The following is a 16,281-nucleotide window of genomic DNA, read 5'->3' on the forward strand; positions in this document are numbered from 1 at the left end:
GGCTTCTATCATTGTGAGGCTACAATATAAACTAAGCTTTTTTATACTGGTGGGTTTTAAGCCAGTGCTCGGCGATTTGCTCGCGCGTGGCAAACCATACCTGCTCATGCGATCGGGCATATTCTAAAAACCGTGCTAATGCTTTTATTCTTCCTGGGCGACCAATTAAGCGGCAATGTAAACCTATCGACATCATTTTAGGGGCGTTTTCACCTTCTGGATCGCCTTCCTCGTATAGCGTATCAAATGCATCTTTTAAGTAATTATAAAACTGATCGCCGGCATTAAAACCCTGTACGGCAGCAAAGCGCATGTCGTTTACATCGAGCGTGTAGGGCACAATGAGTTGTGGCTTACCTTCTTTAATACTGTAAAAGGGCAAATCGTCGCTGTAATCGTCGGCATCATATAAAAATGTGCCATTCTCAACTACAAGGGCTGCGGTATTTGGGCTAGTTCGGCCGGTATACCAGCCTTTGGGCTTTTTACCCGTAAGCGTTTGAATAATCTCAATGGCTTGTTGCATATGCTCGCGCTCGGTTTGCTTATCTATATTTTGATAATTAATCCAGCGCAGGCCATGGCTTGCAATTTCGTGACCTGCTTCAACAAAGGCTTTAGCTACATCGGGGTGGCGCTCAAGGGCCATCGCCACTGCAAAAATGGTGACCGGTATATCGTATTTTTTAAATAAACGCAGTAACCTCCATACGCCCGCGCGCGAGCCATATTCGTAAATAGACTCCATGCTGATATGGCGGTCTTCTACATGCGGGGCACTGACTATTTCTGATAAAAACGTTTCAGCGGCTGCATCACCATGTAATACACAATTTTCGCCGCCTTCTTCGTAATTAAGCACCACTTGTACCGCTATGCGCGCTTTATTGGGCCAATTTGCATGAGGTGCATTTGGGCCATAACCAATTAAATCGCGCGGGTAGTTTTTAAATTGCTCGCTCATATTATTGCTCCTTTTTAAGTGCCGTGAGCCAAGACCCGAGCATTTCGCGCTCTGTGTCTGTCATCTTGGTCATATTAGCCAGTGGCATGTCTTTAGTTATTACGGCGCGAGTATGCACAAGTACTTGCGACTTTTTTACCTGTTCAATTGAATCAAGTTTAAAGCCAAGTGGCGCTGTTTGAAAAAGCTCAGAGGTAGGTGTCTCGCTGTGGCACTGCGTACAGTGTTTGCTGATTATATCCCACGCTTGTGCGTCGGTGATACTTGCTTGTAAAGGCGCGTTTTCGTCTGCATTTGTTGGGCTGCTAGGCCACGGAGCTATTGCTAACATAAGAGCAAAAAATGCTGCAATACCACTTATAAGTACTGAAGGTTTATTAACGCCTTGATGTTTTAAGTTAAAGTAATGGCGTATCCACATACCAATACCAAACAGCGCAATTAAAATAAGCCAGCCAAAGTTGTGGCTATACGTGTAAGGAAAGTGATTGCTAAGCATAATAAATACCACTGGTAACGTGGCGTAGTTATTATGTATCGAGCATTGCTTGGCTTTTAAACCCGGGAGCGATTCGGGGATACGGCCGGCTTCTACTTCACTTACCATATAGCGTTGCCCTGGCATAATAATGTGATACACATTCCCAACCATACACGTGCCAATAAGCGCACCTACATGAATATACACAGCGCGGTCGCTAAATAGTTGATCAACCCCATAAGTCCACAGAGCCAATAAACCAATAACCACAGCAATAAACGCTTTACCGTTTTCAACGAGCGGGGTTTTACACAATAAACGATAAACACCATAGCCTAAGCCAATAAAACCAAGGGATGCGCCAATAGCTGCAAATTTACTTAGCTCACTTTTACTGTTATCAATTAAATACACATCGGCGCCAACATAATAAAGTAAGCTAAATAGTAATATACCGGTGATCCACGTTGTGTAGGCTTCCCACTTAAACCAATGCAGGGTGTGAGGCATTTGTTCAGGGCCATTTTGATACTTAGCCACTTCGTAAAAGCCACCGCCATGCACGGCCCATAAATCGCCTTTTATGCCTTTATCGATTTTCCACTGCGGTGGTGTTTGTAGGTTGTTATCAAGCCATGCAAAATAAAATGAAGCGCCAATCCAGGCTATACCAGCAATAACATGAAAGTAACGCAGTACTAAATGAGCAAGCTCAAATAAATAGTTTTCCATAACGGTTAAGCCTCTTCTAATACCGGTGAGCGGGTGTCTGAAAATTGATTGTTATCATCGCGCTTATACACGCTTTTACCCATAATGTAGGTTTGCTCAACGCAGCGGTCGTCGCCTAACATCATCATTGCAAATAGTTTTTCATGCAGGGTTTTGGCATGTTGTATTCTAAATTTTAAAAACGAAGTTGCCGAACAATCCATTACAATAAAATCGGCTTCACAGCCGGCTTCAAAATTACCAATTGTCCCTTCTAAATCGAGCGCTCTAGCACCGCCGAGTGTTGCTAAATACAGCCCTTTAAATGCTGAAAACTTTTGACCTTGTAACTGTTGGATTTTGTAAGCTTCGTTACCTGTTTGTAGCATAGAAAAGCTTGTTCCTGCGCCTACATCGGTACCCATGCCTACGTTTATGCCGTGCTCTTCACAGGCTTTTAAATTTAAAAGTCCTGATCCTAAAAATAGGTTTGAGGTAGGGCAGTGCGATATTGCCGCATTGTTATCTGCAAGGCAGCAAAGTTCGCGCTCAGATAAATGAATACTATGGGCAAATACTGAGCGTTTACGTACCATTTTTGCTTGCTCGTACACGCCTAAGTAATCTTCGGCTTCTGGAAATAGCCCTTTTACCCATTCGCACTCGTCTTTGTTTTCAGATAAGTGTGTATGCAGGTAGGTGTCTGGGTATTCTTCAAGTAACTGAGTGCATTTTTGTAATTGCTCAGGGGTTGATGTGGGGGCAAAACGCGGTGTAACTGCGTAGCTTAACCTATCAACATTGTGCCATTTTTCGATGAGGGCTTTAGATTCGTCATAACTTGTTTGCGCGCAATCAGATAAGTCGTCAGGGCAGTTACGATCCATCATTACTTTACCGGCAATCATACGTAAATTGCGTTTTTGTGATTCTTTAAAAAACGCATCAACCGATTGCGGGTGCACAGTGCCAAATACAAGGGCAGTGGTTGTGCCATTACGCAGTAGCTCGTCTAAAAAGCGATTAGAGATCTCTTTTGAATAATGCTTACACGTAAATTTTTTCTCTGTCGGAAACGCATACTCGGTTAACCAACTTAGCAGTTGCTCGCCGTATGCACCCACCATTTCGGTTTGTGGTAAGTGTATGTGGGTGTCAATCATACCAGGCATAACGAGCTTACCATCGTGGCGGATAACACGCGCTGATTTATCAATCGTAGGCAGTATGTCTTGCTCGTAACCAAGTTTAACTACTTTGCCGTGCTTGATAACTAATGCGCCCTTTTCAAAAAAACGATGGGCGCTTTCGCCAGCAATGGCCGGGTCGTCAACAAAGTCGAGTATATCGGCACAAACTACTGTTAAGTTATTATTGTTTTGCGTGCTCATTATTAGCTACCTCTGTATGTAGAGTAGCCAAACGGGCTAAGCAACAATGGGATATGATGATGTTTAGTATCTTGTAATCTAAACGTTATTTGCGCTTCTGGGTAAAACGCAGGGGTAGGTTGGTTTTGGTAATAACTATCTAAATCAAATACTAGCTTATAGGTTGCAAATTCTACTTCTGTATTTAGCCAGTCGGTAATTCGCCCATCGCTATCGGTTGTGCCTTGGGTTAGTTGTACCCATTCGTTATTTGTAAGTTTAAATAGCTTAACAGCAACGTTTGCTGCAGGTTTTCCGGTGCTGGTATCAAGTATATGGGTGGTTATAGGGCTTTTGCTCATACTTTTATTCATAGCAGTGACTCCAATCTTATTTTTGTTATTTTGGCTTGTTCGCCCGCGGCTATATTTAGCTCTGTACTGCGGGTGTTGTGTATGCGCTGCTCTATGAGTTCGAGCATTTGTTCGGCCGTTTTACCGGTGGCGCACACTATAAAAATAAAGCCAAACTTGTTCAGGTACTCTTTATTGAGGGCAATCATTTTGGTAAGTACGGCTTCGTTTGCTTTGCTCATACCCGATTGCTCATGCCCCGCTTTTTGTGCGGTAGCAGCGTATTTTTTGCTAAGGGTTGATAAGTCGCCTATTTGCGGGTGGCCTTCAAAGGCAGCTAAATAGTCGCTCTCGCCAAGGCTATCCCATATGCTTTGTGCGCATTCAAACAGCTGTTGAGCACTTTTAAATGGCATTGCTTTTATCATGCCCGCTGCCCAGTTAGGGGCCGCGCAGCAATGCTCAAGTGCTTGTTTTGCTTGTGCATCATTTAGCGTATTTATTTGTAAGCTACTCATGCGTCTACTTCCTCCTGCGTGGTGCTAATTAAGGCATTTTTTAGTGTGCGCCATTGCAAGCCTTGGCGTTTTGGCGCTTGGGTTTGCATAGCCTGATAAAGGCCAATTAGCTGTCCACTAATCGAAATAGCCACTTCCATTGGTAATTTGCCCGTAATGTTATTAAGCCCAACAGGGCAGGTCATTTGTTGTATTTGATCGGCTGTAAAATTGCGATGTGCTAGGCGTTGTTTAAAACGTTTTGCTTTAGTGTCAGAGCCAATAACGCCCAGCCAATTGGCATCAGCGCGTTTAATAATGGCTTGGGTGAGTGCAAAGTCGAGCTGGTGGTTATGGGTCAATATTAAGTAGTTGTTAGCCTTTGGTGCACGTTTTACTTGCTCTGTTGGCTCTTCATCAACCACTTTTACTACGTTATTTGGCATAGCCTGTGGGAATACATCGGCGCGGCTATCTATCCAGCGTATGCGAATAGGCAGCTGTGCCAATATACCAATAAGCGCCTGTGCTACGTGGCCTGCGCCGTAAATGTCGAGGGTAAAGCGCTCGCATTGCATGCATTCAAGCATAACGGTGGCAGCCCCGCCGCAGCACTGGCCTAAATTTGCACCTAGGTTAAATTGCTCAATTACTTGGGCGGCTTCGCCTTTGGCAAGTAGTTCGCGGGCTTTTTCTATTACTACGTATTCAAGGTGGCCACCGCCAAGAGTGTCGTAAATATGCTCGCCGCTTATTACCATTTTAGAGCCTGTGCCGCGAGGGGTTGAGCCATTTGTGCCAAGTACCGTGGCAATTACATAATTAGTGCCGCTTTGTTCGTGCTCGTTTATAGCCTGCGCCCAGTTTTGAGTATGAAAACCCTGAAACGAATCATTTAAATTAGTCATGTTGATGCTCCTTAAACCAGCTAGCGGTTTGCTCAATTGCACTCAATACTCGCTCTGGGGTTGCGGGTGTATCCAATGGGGCTGTGTATTTGTAATCAGCCACACTGCTTATTGCATTACGAATGGCGCTCCATACACTAAAGGCCAGCATAAATGGCGGCTCGCCTACGGCTTTTGATCTAAACACGGTGGTTTCTGGATTTGCTGAGTTATAAAGATTGACGTTAAATTCGGCAGGGGTATCGCCAATGGCTGGTATTTTGTAGTTGGCTGGGCCAAAGCTTACAAGCTGGCCTTTATCATTCCATTGTAAGTCTTCGGTTGTTAGCCAGCCCATACCTTGCACAAAGGCGCCTTCAATTTGGCCTATATCAAGAGCTGGATTAATTGAACTGCCTACATCGTGCAGTATATCAACGCGAGTTACCGTGTTTTCGCCAGTTAGGGTATCTACTTCTACTTCGCTGAGTGCTACGCCGTGAGCGTAGTAAAAAAATGGGCGGCCTTCACCTTTGGCTCTATCGTAATGAATTTTTGGTGTGGCGTAATAACCGGTAGATGAAAGCGATATACGATTCATGTAAGCAAGATTTGCAAGTTCGCTAAAGCTAATTTCCCCTTTACTAAAAGTAATGAGGTTATCTTTAAATACAACAGTGTTGCTGTCTACTTCAAAGTGCTCGGTAATAAAATCAATTAAGCGCTCTTTTATTGTGTTTACTGCATTTAGCGCCGCCATGCCGTTTAAGTCGGTACCACTTGAGGCAGCTGTTGGCGAGGTGTTTGGCACTTTGTCGGTACGCGTAGCACTAATACTTACCGCGTTAAAATCGACCCCAAAACCATGGGCTACAATTTGCGCAATTTTGGTGTTTAGCCCTTGGCCCATTTCGGTGCCGCCGTGGTTTAAATGTATAGAGCCATCGCTATATACATGTACTAATGCACCAGCTTGGTTTAAATGTTGTACGGTAAACGAAATACCGTATTTAACCGGCGTCATTGCAAGGCCTTTTTTTATAATAGGTGATGATACGTTAAATGCTTTAATAGCCTCTTTACGTGCCCAGTAGTCACCCGACTCCTCAAGCTGAGCAATCATATCTATTAAAATATGTTGCTCTACGGTTTGATGGTACGGCGTGGTATCGCGGCCTTTTTTGTATAAATTAAGTTTTCGGATCTCAAGCGGATCTTTACCTAATTTGGCGGCTATATCGTCCATTATTAGCTCGCCCATAATCATTCCTTGCGGGCCACCAAACCCTCTAAATGCGGTATGGCTTACGGTATTTACTTTACAGCGATTACCCTTGATTGTGGCGGCTGGGTAGTAGTAGGCGTTATCGGCATGAAACATGGCACGGTCTACAATTGCATCAGATAAATCTGGCGAGTAACCACAAAACCCATTTACGGTAATGTCGGCACCTTCTATTAAACCATTTTCGTCAAAACCAACATGGTATTGATTATAAAAAGGGTGGCGCTTACCGGTTAATTTAAAATCGTCGCTACGGGCTAGGCGCATTTTTACTGCGCAGCCAAGGTGGTAAACCGCAAGGGCTGCAAGGCATGCCCATGGTGCGCCTTGGGTTTCTTTGCCGCCAAAAGCACCGCCCATACGGCGGGTTTCTACGTTTACAAAGCTAAATGGCTTTTTTAAAATTTTAGCAACTAAGTGTTGAACCTCAGTAGGGTGTTGCGTAGAACACTGAACATGAATGCCCCCGTCGTTATCAGGTTGCGCCAGCGCTATTTGCCCCTCAAGGTAAAAGTGTTCTTGCCCGCCTATGTTTATTTCGCCTTTAAGCTGGTGGGCTGCGTTATTAATGGCGTTTTCGCTGTTACCACGGTTAAGTGAATGGGGCGGCCTTACCCAATGCTCTTTGCTAATAGCTTCTTTAATATCGAGTATGGGTGTGGTTTGCTCGCACTCTATAACCACTAAACGTGCCGCGCGACGTGCTATGGCGTAGCTGTCGGCAACGACAATTAATACAGGTTGTCCGTGGTATTGAATTTCATGGCTAGTGAGTAATACGTCACCTGGAAATACCGGGCCAATATCAAGCTTACCGGGTACATCTTCGGCCGATAAAATACGTTTAACGCCTTCAACTGCCAGTGCGAGACTTGTATCAATTGATTTAATAAAGCCACTTGTAACAGGGGCGAGCACTGGGTAGGCATGCAGGCAGCCGTAAGGCTCAGGATTATCGTCAGCAAAATTTGCACTGCCACAAACTTGTTTAATAGCGCTTTCGTGATATTTAGATTGCCCAACGCTACCACCTTGCGCTTTTAGTTTATCCATTTCAAAGTGACGCATGTGAGATCCTCGTAATGGCAATGTTGTTATTGTTGCGTGCTTGCGGCTCATAAAACTCAATACCAATGCGTTGTAATAAGTTTTTGCTTACCGTAGTGCGGTAATGCGCACTGCTTCTTACATCGCTCATGGGCGTAAAGTCATCGTTAATAGCCGTTGCTGCGTCTATAAAACTACTTACTTGTAATGATTGAGATATCAGCTTTTGCTCAATATGATGTGCGCGTTTAGGAATAGCAGCCATACCGCCCATAGCGCAGCGGGCTTGAGTAATCATGTTTTGTGAATGCTCTATAGCAAGCACCAAGCACACGGTAGATATATCGTCTTCAAAGCGTTTTGATATTTTATGACACGCCAGTTTTAGTGACTCTGGGCGCTTTGGAATTGTGAACTTACTAATTACTTCATCGCTTTTAAGAACTGTTTTTTTGTAATCAATAAAGTAGTCGGCAACTTTAATAGTGCGCGTACCAGCGCTGCTTAATAAATCCATTGATGCATTAAGAGCGATTAAAAGTGGAGCGGGATCGCCAATCGGAGAGGCATTCCCTATGCTGCCACCTAGTGTGCCGCTGTTACGTACTTGACTTGATCCTAAGCGTTCAAATAGCTCTTTTGACTCTGGGTAATGGTTATAAAATGCCTCGACAAATTGGCTATAAGGTAGCGCTGCACCTATGTGTAACTCACCGTTATTATCTGCCAAGGTGCAAAGATCATTTACTTGGCTAAGGGAGATAATTACATCCGGTAAGAGTATGTTTTGGCTAAGCTCAATGGCAAAGTCGGTGCCACCAGCAACTAAATGTGCATAAGGATAAAGCGCTTTTAGCTCAACAAGTTGCTGGGCCGTTTGTGGTAAGTAAAATTTGCGAGGACCATTTTTTAAAAATGGAATATCGTCATCATATTGCGTATTAAGTGATGCTTTAAATTGAGCGGCCATTGCTGAGTACGGTTCAGCTTTACGCTCATAGCTATAGGCTTTTTCGGCTGCAAGTAATATAGGGCTATAACCTGTACAACGGCATAAGTTACCGCCAAGTGCATGAATAACCGCTTTTTTACCAGGGTACGTTGGCTCATTAATATAAAGAGCCAACAAACTCATTATTATACCGGGCGTACAAAAACCACATTGCGAACCATGACACTCCACCAGTGCACGTTGTACGGGGTGTAAATCGGTTAAGTTTGGGTATAAGCCAGTAGTCACAGCCTCTACTGTTACTATATGTTTTGCATGCGCATTACCTAATAACAATAAACAGCTGTTCATTGTTTTGTATTGCCAACTAGTTTGCCCGTTTGCATTTATACGCTCTTCACCCACTAAAATTGTGCACGCGCCACAGTCGCCAGTTGCACACCCTTCTTTGGTGCCCACTTTCCCTTTTTTGGTGCGTAGCCAGTCCAAAATGGTGAGACTTGGCGAACATTCTTGTACTTCAATTGGCGTGTTATTTAATAAAAATTGAATCACACAGACCCCCTTAATTTTTATAAAGCCCTGATACATAAAGGCTTGGCGTATGTTTTTTCTTGTTGTTTGCGCACGGGTAACAAAAATACTTTTTAATCTTTAATTAGCTTATTGCAGTTACTATGCCATTGTTGACCGCTTGGTCAGTTAAGGGCGGTTGGGTTAAATTGTCGAGGTATAGGTAATAACGGAGTAGCCTTAAAAATAAGGCACGGTGAAGCGAATGCTTTTACTATTTAAATCTAAAGGGGAAAGTAGGGCTGGTAAAAGCACATTAATGAAAATGCTTTATGATGTGGTTAAACCTGACCAAGGGGACATGTTTTTTAATGGCCGTATAATACCAATCAACAATGAAAAATTAGGGTAGGTGTCAGCGTTATTTTTTTATGTAACTTTGCAAGTTGGATAGGTATTAGCCTATTAATCTTTGAGTCAATTTTTGTAGGCTATCTTGCTTATTTTGAGTGGATAAATAGCGCTAGCTTAATTTATGAGCCTACTTATAAACAACGTGTAAAAAATACCTACTTTTAAAATAATTACCTTCTCAAATATTACCTTTCATAAAACTTAACCTCAAACTGCATTCAGTGTAAATTACAGCGTTGTTTTTAAATGTATTTTTTAAAGTTAATTCAACTTTTAAGGGATGTTTTTTGGCACGTAAGTTGATACAACTCCTTATAAATTTTAAAAAGGAATTACCATGACTGCTGAATACTTTATGGTACTAGGGTTACTCGGTGTTGCATTTTTTGCTGTTGCAGGGGCATTGCTTGGGTATGAAAAAAACATTAGTGGCTTTGGCGTAGTAGTGGTTGCAACCGTTACAGCACTAGGGGGCGGTACCCTCAGAGATATACTTTTAAACAAACCGGTATTTTGGATTGCTACCCCGGAGTATTTGTATTCGACCTACGGGGCCGTTATAGCAACAATTGCATTTATTCGATACTTACCGCGCGTTAATAATTACTACTTTTTATTGGTAGACGCTGTTGGTATGGCGTTATTTAATATTATGGGGATAGAAAAAGCACTCATTAATGGCTCTGGCATGGTGGTCGCAATTACCATGGGCATTACTACAGGTATATTTGGTGGTTTAATACGCGACGTAATTTGCCGTGAGGTGCCAACTGTTATGCGCAGCGAACCTTACGCCTCTGCGTGTTTAGCGGGTGGTGCAGTTTATGCCGCTTTATTTAGCCTTAATGTAGATTACATTTGGTGTATTTTAGGCTCATTTTTCACGACTATCTTTTTAAGATTAGGCTCTTTGCATTGGGGTTGGCATTTAACTATTTTCAGAAAAAAAGACTTCAGAGATCAAAGCGACTAATTTTAGCTACGAGTAGCTCGCGTTTGCATGTGGTACTCGTAATTATCCTCATCCGTTATAGTAAAACTCAGCCGCTTATAAAGTCCTAATGCTGGGTTGTTTTTAAGCACGGTGAGTTTAATGGGTTTTGACTGCGCATTTGTAATTACTTGTTCAATAACCGCTTTCCCATACCCTTTATTTTGGTGCAATGGATGTATTTGTAATTGCATTATTTCAACGTGTTGAGCGTGCGTTTGGTATTTTAAAGTACCAATTGGTACCTCATTTATAACTATAAGATGGGAGCAGTCATATTGATCATCAAGCCTTAAAACATGCTGTTGATCAGTTAAAAATAACCCGGCATTCTCTAAGTGTTCAACCATAGTCAGTTTTCTGAGGCTTAATAAGTAGTCTCGGTCTGAATATGCTGCCTTTATAAATTTAAAAACCATAGTGCTCCCTTGCAACAGCCTTAATGTTTATATTTGTAGAACTAATCAAAATATGTGCGCAGTATTAAATGTGCAAGCCAAGCTAACAAAGGCAATACTACCAATACCCAAGTGCTTTCCACCAAAGCCCGCCAACAATTCCCCATACACTTAAATTAATAACGCTCATTATAAGGCCCATTACCCACCAGTCTTTTAACGATACATAGCCTGAGCCAAACACTATGGGTGATGTGCCTGTTGCGTAATGCGTTAACGACATCATGAGTGATGAAGCGCCTGCTAACAGTAAACCTAAAAATAAAGGCGGAGCGCCAAGCGCCAAACCTGCGGCGTAAAATGCGGCAAACATAGCAGTAATATGTGCTGTGGTACTGGCAAAAAAGTAATGAGCGTAAAAATACACAGCTACCAATATAATGGCCGATACAATCCAGTCAAAACCCAGTTGCGCAATGTTGCTCTCAACAAGTGTTGAAAACCACGTTACCAAACCTAATTTATTTAAAAAAGTGGCCATCATTACTAATGCTGAAAACCAAACAACGGTATCCCACGCAGACTTTTCTTTAAGTACATCGTCCCAGCTTAATACACCAGTCACTAATAAAACCGATAAACCTAAAAAGGCCACTGCGGTTGTGTTAACTGCGTAGTCAGCCCCTAAAATCATTGCAGGCACGCCGGCCCATAAAATAAGCAGCATGGCAAAAACACCCACCATTATTTTTTCGCCGTAACTCATTGGGCCCATTTCAGTTAATTTAGATTCTGCGTAGGTTTTAGCGTCGGGCGTACTTTTAACTTCAGGTGGGTAAATGGCATAAACAACCAAAGGCACAAGGGCAATACATAGCAAACCAGGAACAAGCGCTGCGAGCGCCCACGTACCCCAAGTAATACTAATATTTGCACCGGTAGCATCAGCAATCAGCTTTACAATTAGAGGGTTTGGCGCAGTTGCCGTAATAAACATAGCTGATGTAATAGGGTTTATATGGTAGCTCACTAAAGCAAGGTAGTGCCCAATTTTACGAGATGTACCTTCCTCAGGGGACGAGCCAAAACTTGTTGCTATCGACTTCATTATTGGGTGAATAATAGCGCCGCCTCGTGCGGTATTACTTGGCGTTACAGGCGCTATAACAAGTTCAGAAAGTGCGAGTGCATAGCCAATACCAATAGTTTTTTTACCAAAAAAAGAAATAAAATTATAGCCAATACGATTACCTAAACCGGTTTTAGCTAAACCCCGAGATATGATAATAGCAATACCAATCAACCAAATTAATGAATTAGAAAAGCCACTTAATGCATCTTTAATAGCGCCAGATGGGCTGTCATTAGTTACACCGGTTAACGCAACAGAGGTAATAGCTAAAATAGCAATGGCGCCGATTGGCATTGCTTTACCAATAATGGCAACAACAGTACCAATAAATAAAGCGAGCAAATGCCATGCGTTTTCGGTAACACCTTGCGGGGGCGGTACAGCAAACCAAAGTAGTAAAACAATGGCTATAGAAATCAGTCCAGAGGTAACTCGAATATCAGTACCCTTCATTAAAAATGTCCCTAAGTTTTAGAAATGCATGCATTCTGTGTATTGAAAAGGCGACGTTATTCTACTTCATTTTATAATAAAAAAAATGACGCACATCATATGAATATTAGACTTATTTAATTTTATTAATAAAGAGGTAATAAATCATAAACTAAAGTGATTGATTACATTACCCGATGAGAGCTTACGTTGTGCTTAATCAACTCTTATATTTTTAAGAGTTAGCTTGAATTGTTTTATCGACTAGCAAGGTCTTTGTAAGTCTTAACGAATACTTGGAAATACAATGAACTTAAAATTAACCAACAACGTGATTACTTTTTTATTAGCGAGTAGCTTTTTGTTACTTGGCTTATCGTTTGCGTTAGGAGCAAACCCTAATACGTTAACGGCTACGTTTAGTTTTTATGGCGTTGATTCGCTAATGTCTGTATCTGCATTAGGTTTGATTAGTGGCTCATTTATGATTGCCTTAGCGTTTGCCACCGTGTTCGCTCGCCTTAAATTAATGAAACCTACATCAGCACTTTTACTTGCAGCAATTATAAGTTTAGTTGCATTACTTACCTTGTTTGCCAGTAACCGTTGGATGGCTCAACTTGGCGGCTTTCCAATCATTGGTAGTGGGCAGGGCATAATTAAATACTTTGCTGTAGTGCCTTTGTATTTGTTTTTATTTTATAAAGACAAACTTACCGACAAACAACACGTACTTTTAAACTTTATACCGGTTGCCATGGTTTTATTGTGGATTGGCGGCATGAAGTTTTATGAGTTTGAAGCAAAAGGCATTGTAAGTTTAGTAGAAACCTCACCGTTTATGTCGTGGTTATACACGGTATTTAGCGTACAAGGCGCGTCTAACGTGATTGGCGGGTTTGATGTATTATTTGCTGTGTTATTGGGCTTAGGGCTATTTTTAAATAATAAAAAGCTAATTATTGTAAGTGGCTTAGCGTGTTTAAGCGTATTTATGATGACCCAAACATTCTTAATTACTGCAACCGGTGCATTTAGTTCTTCCACTTTATTGGAGCGCTTAGGGCAGTTTGTAATTAAAGATCTTTGGTATATAGCCAACCTTGTTGTTATTGCTTTTTTAATGATTTTTAAACCGGCTAAATAATATAAAAGAGGGATTTTATGATCAGTTGCAACCAATACGACTACATCGAAATTGCCTGTATGCACCATTTAAGCATTGAGCTTATATTAAAAAATGGTGATGGTGTATGTGGCGTAGCAACTGACACAAAACGCAATGCTAATAGAGACGAATGCATAGTTGTTAACGTAAATAGCGAGCTGCAACTCATTGTGCTTACTACAATTAGTGTACTTAAAGCGCATGAGAAAAATCCATACTTTGACCACGTGAACTTTGATGTAAAGTAAACACCTCACTCATTCGTTTTTATCATAAGCACCTCAGCGAGCCTGTATCATTAATATGTTAAGGCTCGCTTATCTCACCAATGCTTTAGCTAATTACGCGCTAAATACATAAAGCCAAAATTTTCCTACAACTTTCTTTTGTTCTTTACTCGAGTTTTTCACCGAACAAGGCTAAACGCCAACTATTAAAGCGTATAAAAATGCTAATTCTGTAATAAGTAAGCCTTTATATGTCCATATATGGCGCTTGGTCATCGTGTGTTTGTTAATTATGGTCGTAAAAGGTAGCTACATAAATAAAGCTAACTTACAGAGCCAGCTGTTTAAATAAACAGCTATTTTAATTTTGTCCAATAACATTATTAAAAGTCGTTTTGGTGCAAAATAACAAAGGCCTTTTTATAACATGCCTAATCAATTGTTTACATTGAAGTTATTTAGTGAAATCATTGAGCTATGTAATATACGCCGTTCTGGGGTGTTATAACCCCCCAAAGTGGTGTCTAATAAGCAGATTAGTTTTAAATCTGACCAAGGAGTAGGTTTCATGAAAAAGCTCATATTACTAAGCAAAACCTCAATATTGTTTTGCTTATTATCAAGTAGTGCCTTTGCTACGCCTAAGGTAAATATAAATACTGAGTATTACTCAATACATGGTTCAACGGCTAATGAGCTAAGAAATGAAATGAATACTAAAAGCTCTATTAAGCAATCGGGAAACACTTACGATGCTTATACTTCTTGGTTTGTTAATTGGCGCTTTAACTGGAATGAAAGTAATGGTCTGTGCTCTATGACGAGTGTTAAAAGTACTGTCAAAGTTAATTTCACTCTTCCCAAGTGGGAGAATAGTAATAGTGCAGAGGTAAACCTAAAAAAGCGTTGGGCACATTATTACAATGCACTAATTGCTCACGAAAATGGCCATAAAGACTTTGGTATTAATGCAGCTAAAGAGATTGAAAATCGTCTGTCAGTTTTAGCAGCAAAAAATTGCTCTAGTTTAAAAAGTAAAGCCAATAGTCTTGGTAAAAAGATTATTGATAAATACGTAGTGCTTGAAAAAAAGTATGATAAAAATACTAATCATGGAATGAAAAATGGGGCTGTATTCCCATAAAACATAACAGCACGCCCAGAGGTGGACAGCAAGCACCAAAGCTCACTTTTCACCGCAAATTTTAATAGTGGTGATCCCTTACTTTTTAATGCTGTTAAGTAAGTTGATTCGTCGTAAGGCGTGTGTGTTTTCCAGCACCTAAATAGTATTCGTATCCACTTAAATGCCAATAAACTGATGATGGTATTATGAGGCTTTCCTATGGTTTCTTGCTGCCAACTATCGTGGTCAATTAACGGTGCTTTAGCCTAAAATAAATAACGCACAGGTAATCCAGCCCATTCTAGAAAGAGTAAAAAAGACAACCATACTAAATTTCCAGTAATACCTCCCAAAATGCCAATTAAAACAACAGCTAACTCTTTTTATATTCCACGTAAAATACAGTAAAAGATTGAACCAAAATAGGAACTCAGCTATGGTTTGTTTATCAATAAAAACAAATAAAAAAACGAGTTAATTTACAGGCTCGTTATACGGTCTGAAACTTATGAATCATGCGTCTATAGAACGATCTTACAATAATCTTTTAAAAGACTTAGCAGATATCAATTTAATTCAGCAAGTAGCGAATGCTGCATTTAAACGAGAGTTCGATATTCTCGATGAATTTGAAAAGAGTAAATCACCTAATTCTGTCGTAGGCAGTTATGCTTTTGGATTTGATAATCCCTTTTCAGGTGAAGTAGAAAAATATGCGTTTCGTAAAACGAGTCTTTCTGACTTAAAAAGTTTAACTCTTAAACAAAAAAATAATCAGTACTGTTGGCTGTTGTCGAATGCATTTGAAAAATTCGAAAGTTATGTTAAGCGTTCATATGAAATGTTAACTACTAAAACAGCGCCAAGGGACTTAAAAACAACGTTAACATATTTCAGTAATAATTACCCTTTGTTAAATGAAAACGAGAAAAGTAATAAGTGTAATATTCACCTAAAAATTGCAGTTCTATTAGTAGAAAAACTAAGGCATGCAATTGTACATGAGCAAGGTTGTATATTAGATTCTAAAGCATTTATTAATAAAGTTATTAAACAATCTGGTATCAATAATGATCGACTTGAGCACGAAAAATTTATTCAACAATTTATATTTGATGGGAAAGTTTATATCATTGAGCTACCAATAGTTGATGGGGATTTGTTACCTCGTTATCATGATATATATCGGCATTTAGTAAGTTATCTACTAGCGTATGCTTATTTAATAAAAGAGCACACAGAGCCTAGTGTAAAAACCGTATAACAACACATCCTGATGTGGACGACTAGTAAAATTCAGCCATTAATTGCAAGTTTTAAAAGGGGTGAGCCT

Annotated in this window: 15 protein-coding genes and 1 pseudogene; 5 read left to right on the forward strand and 11 right to left on the reverse strand. The window is 40.7% G+C overall.

Annotated elements, in window-relative coordinates; translation table 11 throughout:
* Window positions 1–31: 31 nt before the first annotated feature.
* The 8 genes from puuE to xdhA are packed head-to-tail and all read right to left on the reverse strand — an operon-like array spanning window position 32 to window position 9,102.
* Window positions 32–964 (reverse strand): allantoinase PuuE, encoded by a 933-nt coding sequence (puuE, locus tag CXF89_RS06920; RefSeq protein ID WP_121954183.1) that lies wholly within the window; start codon window positions 962–964, stop codon window positions 32–34.
* Window position 965: 1 nt separating this feature from the next.
* Complete coding sequence (locus tag CXF89_RS06925; RefSeq protein ID WP_121954184.1) at window positions 966–2,177, reverse strand: urate hydroxylase PuuD; 1,212 nt, start codon at window positions 2,175–2,177, stop codon at window positions 966–968.
* A 5-nt stretch (window positions 2,178–2,182) separates the two neighbouring features.
* Window positions 2,183–3,547: a guanine deaminase gene (gene guaD, locus CXF89_RS06930; RefSeq protein WP_121954185.1), complete on the reverse strand. Its 1,365-nt coding sequence runs from the start codon at window positions 3,545–3,547 to the stop codon at window positions 2,183–2,185.
* A gap of 2 nt (window positions 3,548–3,549) precedes the next feature.
* Window positions 3,550–3,900: a hydroxyisourate hydrolase gene (uraH, locus tag CXF89_RS06935; protein WP_121954186.1), complete on the reverse strand. Its 351-nt coding sequence runs from the start codon at window positions 3,898–3,900 to the stop codon at window positions 3,550–3,552.
* Complete coding sequence (uraD, locus tag CXF89_RS06940; protein WP_121954187.1) at window positions 3,897–4,397, reverse strand: 2-oxo-4-hydroxy-4-carboxy-5-ureidoimidazoline decarboxylase; 501 nt, start codon at window positions 4,395–4,397, stop codon at window positions 3,897–3,899. The genes uraH and uraD overlap by 4 nt, the downstream gene beginning before the upstream one ends.
* A complete protein-coding gene (gene xdhC, locus CXF89_RS06945; protein WP_121954188.1) occupies window positions 4,394–5,284 on the reverse strand; it encodes a xanthine dehydrogenase accessory protein XdhC in 891 nt (296 codons plus the stop codon). The genes uraD and xdhC overlap by 4 nt, the downstream gene beginning before the upstream one ends.
* Window positions 5,277–7,616 (reverse strand): xanthine dehydrogenase molybdopterin binding subunit, encoded by a 2,340-nt coding sequence (gene xdhB / locus CXF89_RS06950; protein WP_121954189.1) that lies wholly within the window; start codon window positions 7,614–7,616, stop codon window positions 5,277–5,279. Before xdhB ends, xdhC begins: the two co-directional genes overlap by 8 nt.
* Window positions 7,603–9,102, reverse strand: a complete 1,500-nt coding sequence (gene xdhA / locus CXF89_RS06955; protein WP_121954190.1) for a xanthine dehydrogenase small subunit — start codon at window positions 9,100–9,102, stop codon at window positions 7,603–7,605. The genes xdhB and xdhA overlap by 14 nt, the downstream gene beginning before the upstream one ends.
* 709 nt (window positions 9,103–9,811) lie before the next feature.
* Between xdhA and CXF89_RS06965 the strand changes: the two genes are divergently transcribed.
* Complete coding sequence (locus CXF89_RS06965) at window positions 9,812–10,447, forward strand: trimeric intracellular cation channel family protein (RefSeq protein ID WP_004334621.1); 636 nt, start codon at window positions 9,812–9,814, stop codon at window positions 10,445–10,447.
* A gap of 2 nt (window positions 10,448–10,449) precedes the next feature.
* On the opposite strand, the gene CXF89_RS06970 is transcribed toward CXF89_RS06965, so the two are convergent.
* Entirely contained in the window at window positions 10,450–10,884 is a 435-nt protein-coding gene (locus CXF89_RS06970; protein WP_121954192.1) for a GNAT family N-acetyltransferase, read from the reverse strand.
* 97 nt (window positions 10,885–10,981) lie between these two features.
* A complete protein-coding gene (locus tag CXF89_RS06975; RefSeq protein WP_121954193.1) occupies window positions 10,982–12,448 on the reverse strand; it encodes a DASS family sodium-coupled anion symporter in 1,467 nt (488 codons plus the stop codon).
* Between the two features lie 286 nt (window positions 12,449–12,734).
* Between CXF89_RS06975 and CXF89_RS06980 the strand changes: the two genes are divergently transcribed.
* From CXF89_RS06980 to CXF89_RS06995, 3 genes are all read left to right on the forward strand, one after another.
* Entirely contained in the window at window positions 12,735–13,574 is an 840-nt protein-coding gene (locus tag CXF89_RS06980; RefSeq protein ID WP_121954194.1) for a DUF417 family protein, read from the forward strand.
* Between the two features lie 17 nt (window positions 13,575–13,591).
* The gene (locus CXF89_RS06985; RefSeq protein WP_024604525.1) at window positions 13,592–13,843 is read left to right on the forward strand and encodes a Rho-binding antiterminator; all 252 of its coding nucleotides are present in this window, start codon (window positions 13,592–13,594) and stop codon (window positions 13,841–13,843) included.
* Between the two features lie 547 nt (window positions 13,844–14,390).
* Window positions 14,391–14,966 carry a DUF922 domain-containing Zn-dependent protease gene (locus tag CXF89_RS06995; RefSeq protein ID WP_121954195.1) on the forward strand — a complete coding sequence of 192 codons (576 nt, stop codon included), beginning with the start codon at window positions 14,391–14,393 and terminating at the stop codon, window positions 14,964–14,966.
* Between the two features lie 59 nt (window positions 14,967–15,025).
* Here CXF89_RS06995 and CXF89_RS21560 read toward each other — a convergent pair.
* A pseudogene (locus tag CXF89_RS21560) lies at window positions 15,026–15,166 on the reverse strand (IS110 family transposase); the annotation flags it as partial.
* Between the two features lie 290 nt (window positions 15,167–15,456).
* Between CXF89_RS21560 and CXF89_RS07005 the strand changes: the two are divergent.
* The gene (locus tag CXF89_RS07005) at window positions 15,457–16,212 is read left to right on the forward strand and encodes a hypothetical protein (RefSeq protein WP_121954196.1); all 756 of its coding nucleotides are present in this window, start codon (window positions 15,457–15,459) and stop codon (window positions 16,210–16,212) included.
* Window positions 16,213–16,281: the final 69 nt, after the last annotated feature.

The organism is Pseudoalteromonas sp. MelDa3 (genome assembly GCF_002863625.1).
Classification (GTDB): domain Bacteria; phylum Pseudomonadota; class Gammaproteobacteria; order Enterobacterales; family Alteromonadaceae; genus Pseudoalteromonas; species Pseudoalteromonas arctica.